Origin of the sequence: Alteromonas sp. BZK5, assembly GCF_014349115.1 — a bacterium.
GTDB classification, from domain to species: domain Bacteria; phylum Pseudomonadota; class Gammaproteobacteria; order Enterobacterales; family Alteromonadaceae; genus Alteromonas; species Alteromonas macleodii.
Genome location: NZ_JACSOE010000131.1, coordinates 1 through 6,601, shown reverse-complemented (window position 1 = coordinate 6,601; position 6,601 = coordinate 1). Strand labels below are relative to the sequence as shown.

General features: G+C 50.6%; 5 protein-coding genes. 1 reads left to right on the top strand and 4 read right to left on the bottom strand.

The window, feature by feature from the left end; all coding sequences use genetic code 11:
* The coding region (gene chrA / locus BIZ39_RS19800) for a chromate efflux transporter (RefSeq protein ID WP_187447823.1) at nt 1–1,195 on the bottom strand (1,195 nt) is incomplete at its 3' end.
* A gap of 2 nt (nt 1,196–1,197) precedes the next feature.
* Nucleotides 1,198–2,127, bottom strand: a complete 930-nt coding sequence (locus tag BIZ39_RS19795) for a chromate resistance protein ChrB domain-containing protein (RefSeq protein ID WP_049589047.1) — start codon at nt 2,125–2,127, stop codon at nt 1,198–1,200.
* 169 nt (nt 2,128–2,296) lie between these two features.
* On the opposite strand from BIZ39_RS19795, the gene BIZ39_RS19790 reads away from it, so the two are divergent.
* Nucleotides 2,297–5,230 carry a Tn3 family transposase gene (locus BIZ39_RS19790; protein WP_049589046.1) on the top strand — a complete coding sequence of 978 codons (2,934 nt, stop codon included), beginning with the start codon at nt 2,297–2,299 and terminating at the stop codon, nt 5,228–5,230.
* Nucleotides 5,231–5,575: 345 nt separating this feature from the next.
* On the opposite strand, the gene BIZ39_RS19785 is transcribed toward BIZ39_RS19790, so the two are convergent.
* Both BIZ39_RS19785 and BIZ39_RS19780 read right to left on the bottom strand, forming a co-directional pair.
* Entirely contained in the window at nt 5,576–6,130 is a 555-nt protein-coding gene (locus BIZ39_RS19785; protein WP_187447822.1) for a hypothetical protein, read from the bottom strand.
* Between the two features lie 2 nt (nt 6,131–6,132).
* Nucleotides 6,133–6,601, bottom strand: a 469-nt coding sequence (locus BIZ39_RS19780; protein ID WP_187447821.1) for a hypothetical protein, incomplete at its 5' end; no start/stop codon positions are given.

The window sequence follows — 6,601 nt, the reverse complement described above, 5'->3', positions numbered from 1 at the left end:
CCGTGACCGCCGACAGCGCCGCGCTCACCGCCTGGTTGCCGCGCAGTGTTTCCACATACGGCGCGCCCAGGAAGATCCACAAAAAGCAGGGAACGAAGGTGACCCAGGTGGCTAAAACCGATGCCAAGATGCCTGCTGTGAAGGGGTCGAGCGTTCCCGGAGCCCGGAAGGCCCCCATAAAGCCCACGAATTGCACCACTTGGATCAGCGGGCCGGGTGTAGTTTCCGCCATACCCAGACCATCCAGCATTTCCCCCGGTGCCAGCCATCCATAGTTTTGTACCGCCTCCTGGGCCATGTAGGCCAGCACCGAATAGGCGCCACCGAAGGTGACAACCGCCAGTTTGCTGAAGAAAAGCCCAATCTGGGTGAACACATCCTCATAGCCCAAGGTCACAAGCAGGGCGACAAGTGGCGCAAACCACAGCGGCAGCCAGACGGCGAGCACCTTGAGTGCCCGCCCCCGTGACGCCCGGGTATGGCTTGCCGCGCCGCCCTCCATCATGGCATCAATCGCACGCCCGGCGTCCTCGGGGGTATCGTGCCCCTTGATGACCACAAAGCGTTCCGGATCGACATGCCGACCCAGCAGACCGATCAATCCGGCGGTAACGATTACGATCGGGAAAGGCACGGCAAAGAAGAAGATCGCCACGAAAGCGGCGACCGCCAATGCGTACATGTAGGCGTTCTTGAGGACGCGCTTGCCGATGCGGATCACCGCCTGGATCACGATCGCCAGCACGGCCGCCTTGATACCGAAAAACAGGGCCTGCACCAGTGACGCTTCCTGAAATCCAGCGTAGAGCAGACTGAGCACCAGAATGCTGAGAAAGCCCGGCAGCACGAACAGGGCGCCCGCAACCAGTCCACCCTTGATGCCATGCAGCAGCCAGCCGATATAGGTGGCCAGTTGCTGGGCTTCAGGTCCGGGCAGCACCATGCAGTAATTCAGCGCGTGCAGGAAGCGGCTCTCACTGACCCATTGCTTTTCATCCACCAGAATACGGTGCATCACCGCGATCTGGCCGGCGGGACCGCCAAAGCTCAGGATGGCGACCCGCAACCAGACACGCACGGCCTCCCCGAAGGTGATGTGATGGCCGAATGCATTGAGGTTACCAGCGGTCGCATCCCTGGTGATTTGATTGGACCCGCTGCTTGGCGGTACAGATGAAGTTGACGGTTCGTGCATGGTTATTGTTCCTTACCGTAAGTGACCAACAGGCTGTCGAAAACCTGATTGGCAGCTTGTAATAATTGATCATCATCGCTATGGGTTTCGCGCAGCCCTATCAATACACACTCGACCCCGGCGGCCTCCGGCGGCTGATGTCCCCCCACATCGAGGTAGTGCACGAGTTTTCCAAGCCGGAGTAGCGCGGGTGAATCCAGGTCGAAGCTCGCCAGCAGCGTTTCGAAAGTGACTTTTTCTTCCACGTGAGTAAAGGTCGCCCCATCGAAATCGAACCCCAGCGCCTCATCCGGGCAGTCGTCCGGCGAGGCCAGCCATAAAAAGCGTGCGGATGGATCGATGAAGCGGCCAATCAGCCAGGCACTGGCCAAACGGTCCACCCACGGCCGACGCCGCGTCGCCCAGAGCCTGCCTTGATAATCGGCTCGATCAAGACGGCGGATTGTGCGAGGTTCGGGCTGCGGCTCATCGGGAGACAAGACCCGGTTGGCATCGCTTTCCAGCTGTTTCAGAGCCGTATCGATTCGATCCCGCGCGGCACCGGGGAAAAAATCGATGGCTGACAGTCGCGTGAAGCTTTTGCGCAGTTTGCGTGTTTCCTTCATGACCTCCATGGCGGTTTCCGGCAAGAGCTTTGCCCGCAGGTCCGCCATCGCCGAGTCCAGCGACTCATAGTCTTCCGAGCGATCGAATAGCGGGGGGAACGCTTCGGTTTCAGGATCATTAGCGTGCAGTACATGGGCGGTCCCGCCACTATCACGGACATCCTGGGCAATTGCCTCTAGCTTTTCGGCATGATCAGAGATGGCTGGCAGTAGATAGACGCCATCACGCAGCGAAACGGCCCCCAGGGCTTTGATGGCGCGCCATGCCCGCATGCGCACGGTGGCGTTTTCAGTGGGGAGTGAAAGTATCAGCAGTATCCAGGACATGCGTAGATCTTAGTACATATATGTTATAAACTCTACACATTTTTAAACCGAATAACCCCTGGGCAAGAGCGATTGCCTTTAAAGGCGGTGATGCACCTTTAAATACCGCATCCATCAATAAAAACAGCGCTATAGCGCAGTTGGCGTGACCGGAGCCAAGTGAGGTCCTATGACAGCCAAAGAGCAGTTCTTAACCGATCAGCAGCGGTACCAACCGTTAATATTGCCGCAACGATTCTCCGATGAGGAAATGGTTCGCGATTGGACGCTAAGCCGTCGTGATTGCGAGGTCGTCAACAAGTATCGCAAGCAATATCGCCTGGGATTTGCCATCCAACTGTGTGCCATGCGCCTCTATGGCCGGTTTCTAAACCAGCTCCATGATCTTTCGCCACGAGTGATCAGCTACCTGAGTAGTCAACTCGATCTTCCTCCTACGCTAACGGTGGAAGTGCCCGAAAGAGAAGCCACGGTGTTGGAACACCGGAACAATATCCTCAAGTACCTGGGCTTTCATCGGTTTGACGACAAAGTGGAAGCAGATCTGGACCGCTGGATTGAAGAACATGCCCAACAGGGACTGCTTCCGGATGAACTTTTTCACCGGGCAGAACGCCACCTTCTGTTGAAACGTATTGTTTTACCTGGCCCCACGACGATCGAAAGACAGATCATCCGCATATGTAACCAGGTACACGCTCAGCTTTTTGAGCAAGTGTTTGATCAGATGTCGCCGGAATTACGCGATGCCATTGACGATTTGTTGCAAGCCACCGACGGCAATCAACGAACCTACTTCAACCAACTCAAAGAGTACCCGCCGGGTGCGAAAATATCATCACTGAAACGCTATTTGGAACGCTATGACAATCTGGTGTCCACCGGCATTAATGAGTTCGAAGAAAAGGTCATTGATACCGCTTTTCTTAACTACCTGTACCGACTGACCAAGCGTTACAGCGCTAAGGACATGAAGCGCTTCAAGGACCATAAGCGCTATGCATTGATGATTTGCTTCCTGTTGGAATCCCGCAAGATCCTGTTGGATCATCTGGTCAAAATGCATGATCAGTACATGACAGAGCTATGCCGGCAAACCAAAAACAGCCACGACAAAAAACACAAGGAGTTTCGCAAGCGCCAAAAGAAAGCCATCGATGCTGTGCTTGAAACCACGCATGTTTTGCTGGAATGGCCGGATGAACAGCCATTGTACAAGAAGGACTTGTGGCAACGCATTGACGAGAAACATCTGCTGGCATCCATTGACGACCTGCACATTTTTAAACGCCTGGAGGAACGCGGCTACTGCGATTTGTTGCTGGCCCGTTATCCCAGTTTACGAAAATATTTTGCCGACTTTATCCGGTTACCATTTGAAGTGGCTAAAGGTTCCGGGCCGCTGATAAAAGCTATTGAGTTCGTCCGGAAATTGGATGATGGCGACCTGAAAAAGCTACCCGAGAACACACCGACAGCATTCATTCCCCGCGAACTACGCCGCACCCTTAAAGATCAAGCCGGTAACATCAATCGCAACGTTTGGGAAATGGGATTGGCTCTCGCTATGAAAGACGCCTTGCGTTCCGGCGATTTGTACTTGCCGCAGAGTAAGCAGCATGTTTCGTTCTGGGATCTCACCTTAAATGAACCCAGTTGGGATGAAACCAGACAGGCTGTCTATACCGAACTTCAACAGCCTCCACCGCACGAAGTTCGAGCCGCCATTTCAACGCAGTTCCACGAATCAGTCTCTGAAGCGAAAAAGCTGTTCGGCCTGGACAACTTCGCGGAAATTCAAAACGGCCGATTGAAACTCAAACGTGATGACAAGCTCGAGGTCCCGGATAAAGTCAACCAACTGCAAAAAGTGATCGATGCACATATGCCCAGCATACGTATCGAACAGCTTCTGATGGAAGTAGATCAAATGACACATTACAGCCGTCATTTTGTCCCTATCCAGCACCATCAATCGCGCCCCAAAGCCTTTTACAAAAGCCTGATGGCCGCCATTATTTCGCAGGCCACCAACCTGGGTGTCGTATCCATGAGCAATAGCGTTAAAGGTGTGACCGTCGATATGCTCCGGCATATCCTGCAATACTATATTCGAGAGGAAACCCTGATCAACGCCAGTGCTGAAATTGTGAATCAACACCATGAGCTGCCGTTGAGTGCGGTGCACGGCACCGGTACATTGTCCTCATCGGATGCGCAACGCTTTAAAATCCGCGCCGACAGCCTGTTGGCTTCTTACTATCCCCGCTACTACGGTTATTATGAAAAAGCCATCGGGATCTACACCCACGTTTCCGATCAATATTCAGTGTTCAGCACCAAGATTATTTCCTGTAGCCCGCGTGAAGCGCTGTATGTTTTGGACGGCCTGCTGGAAAACAACACGATTCTGAAAATCCGGGAGCACACCACCGATACACATGGCTATACCGAAATCGTCTTCGCACTCTGTCATTTGCTCGGATTCTACTTTATGCCGCGCATTCGGGATCTCAAAGATCAGCAGCTTTACCGTATTGACAAAACCGTCGATTACGGCGACCTCAACCATTTACTCACCAAAACAGCCGATCTGGCCATCATTGAGGAACAGTGGGAATATATGATGCGAGTGGCGATTTCACTGAAGCAGAAAACTGCGCCAGCACACGTCATCGTCCAACGATTAACCAATAGTTCACCTTCGGATCGCCTCACCAAAGCCTTTACGAACTTGGGGCGGATTATCAAGACCGAATACATTCTGCGGTACCTGACTGACAAAGAACTCCGTCAAACCGTCCAACGGCAACTGAATAAAGGGGAATACCGACATAAACTGCCGCGCTGGATATTCTTTGCGGATCAGGGTGAATTCACCACAGGCGACTATGAAGAAATCATGAACAAGGCCAGTAGTCTCAGCTTTGTGTCCAATGCCATTCTGTACTGGAACACCATCAAGATAAGCGACATTGTGGAGCTGCTTCGGCAGCAAGGGGAGGAAATCGACGACGAGACCTTATCTCATATCTCGTTGTTGCCCTATAAGCATGTGTTACCCAACGGTACATACTTTATTGAAGATGAGGAGAAGGGATGATTCGACGGAAACCTACGGTTTCGACGTGGTCACTGGGTTCAAAACCGTAGGTTCTCGTTCAAATGCCCCCGCGGGTCCAATTTGGTTTTCGAATCGAGGTTTGGTTCCAACTGCCAAACTTTAACCGACATAAATATGCAACAAGACCAACAAAAGATATGCAATACCCATTCAAATAAATAACTTCTGAGGTTAGGAGTGATAGCGACTACATCTTTATTTTTGTTCAATCTAGCGTTGCAATAACTGGAAGCAACTAGGTTTCTTGTAGTAGTTTCGCCGCCCGGTTTCATGGTTATGTTCTTTTGTGCAAAGTGATAATAGAGTACTTGCGTAAATGTATTACTAAAGGCGCCATTCTGTTCGCTCTTGCGATAGCTTTTTTAATATTTCGTTAAATGAAGAAGCCCATAACTCTAGTTCTTGGTGCAGTCTGTTCTGAGCGTTTCGCTCTAATTTGTGAATGACACTTTGTTTGGCTGGTGGGAAGTGCTCTAACTCTTTTGATAAACGCTGCATGCAATATTCAAAACGACACTGGCCAGCGTCTTTAACAGCCTGAAACAGAGAGTCAAAGTGATAATCGCGATAGTAAAAGGGCATTAATTTCGAGTTATTTTTTACAGGAAGAATGGCTCCAACAAAAGGACGACCAGTGGGGCCATAGCGACCATAACGTAAACCAACAGGTAATGTTGTATCGGATTCTTTCACTGTTTTTACGAAAGGAAACGTGCCTTCATCGGCACATAGTTCAATCTTCTTCCAAACAGCATCGTATTGACTTTCAAAACGTAGTTGTAGTGTTGGCTTACCAAATCGACGATGATAACAACGCCACCGGTCTCTTTTTTCTTCGTAACTAACGCCACGGATCGTTGGTATTGTCATGGTAGTCATGTTCACAACCCTGAGGTGGCCAATAATTTCTTCAATCGGATATTTTCCCGTTGGAGCTCTGTATTGACGGACTCTAAACTGTCTACTTTTTTCGACAATGACGCGATTTCTTCGTCCTTATTCACACCAATATCTATACCCAACAACTCACTCATAGGGTCCGGGATATTTTGGAACTGCAGCGCCTTTTCTCGTGTTTTCTTTAACTCTTTATTTAAAGACATAATTTGTGATTTTTTTGCTGCTTTTAGCTCAATCAGCTCTTCATTGAGTGTTGTGACTTTGTCCCATGCCGCAATCACACTTTCTTTAAAGCGCTTGATATACCCTTCTCGCGTTTCCTTGGCCATTCTGAAATAACGGTACCTGTCTTTCGTTTGAGATTCTCTTGTCACACCTGAAACAGATGTGAGAAATGCATAGTCATTCATAAGAAGTTGAATGATGCTATTGACCGGACCAACCACTTTT

Coding starts and splice junctions, on each gene's coding strand:
- BIZ39_RS19795 (WP_049589047.1), bottom strand. CDS start 2,127: ATGTCCTGGATACTGCTGATACTTTCACTCCCCACTGAAAACGCCACC.
- BIZ39_RS19790 (WP_049589046.1), top strand. CDS start 2,297: ATGACAGCCAAAGAGCAGTTCTTAACCGATCAGCAGCGGTACCAACCG.
- BIZ39_RS19785 (WP_187447822.1), bottom strand. CDS start 6,130: ATGACTACCATGACAATACCAACGATCCGTGGCGTTAGTTACGAAGAA.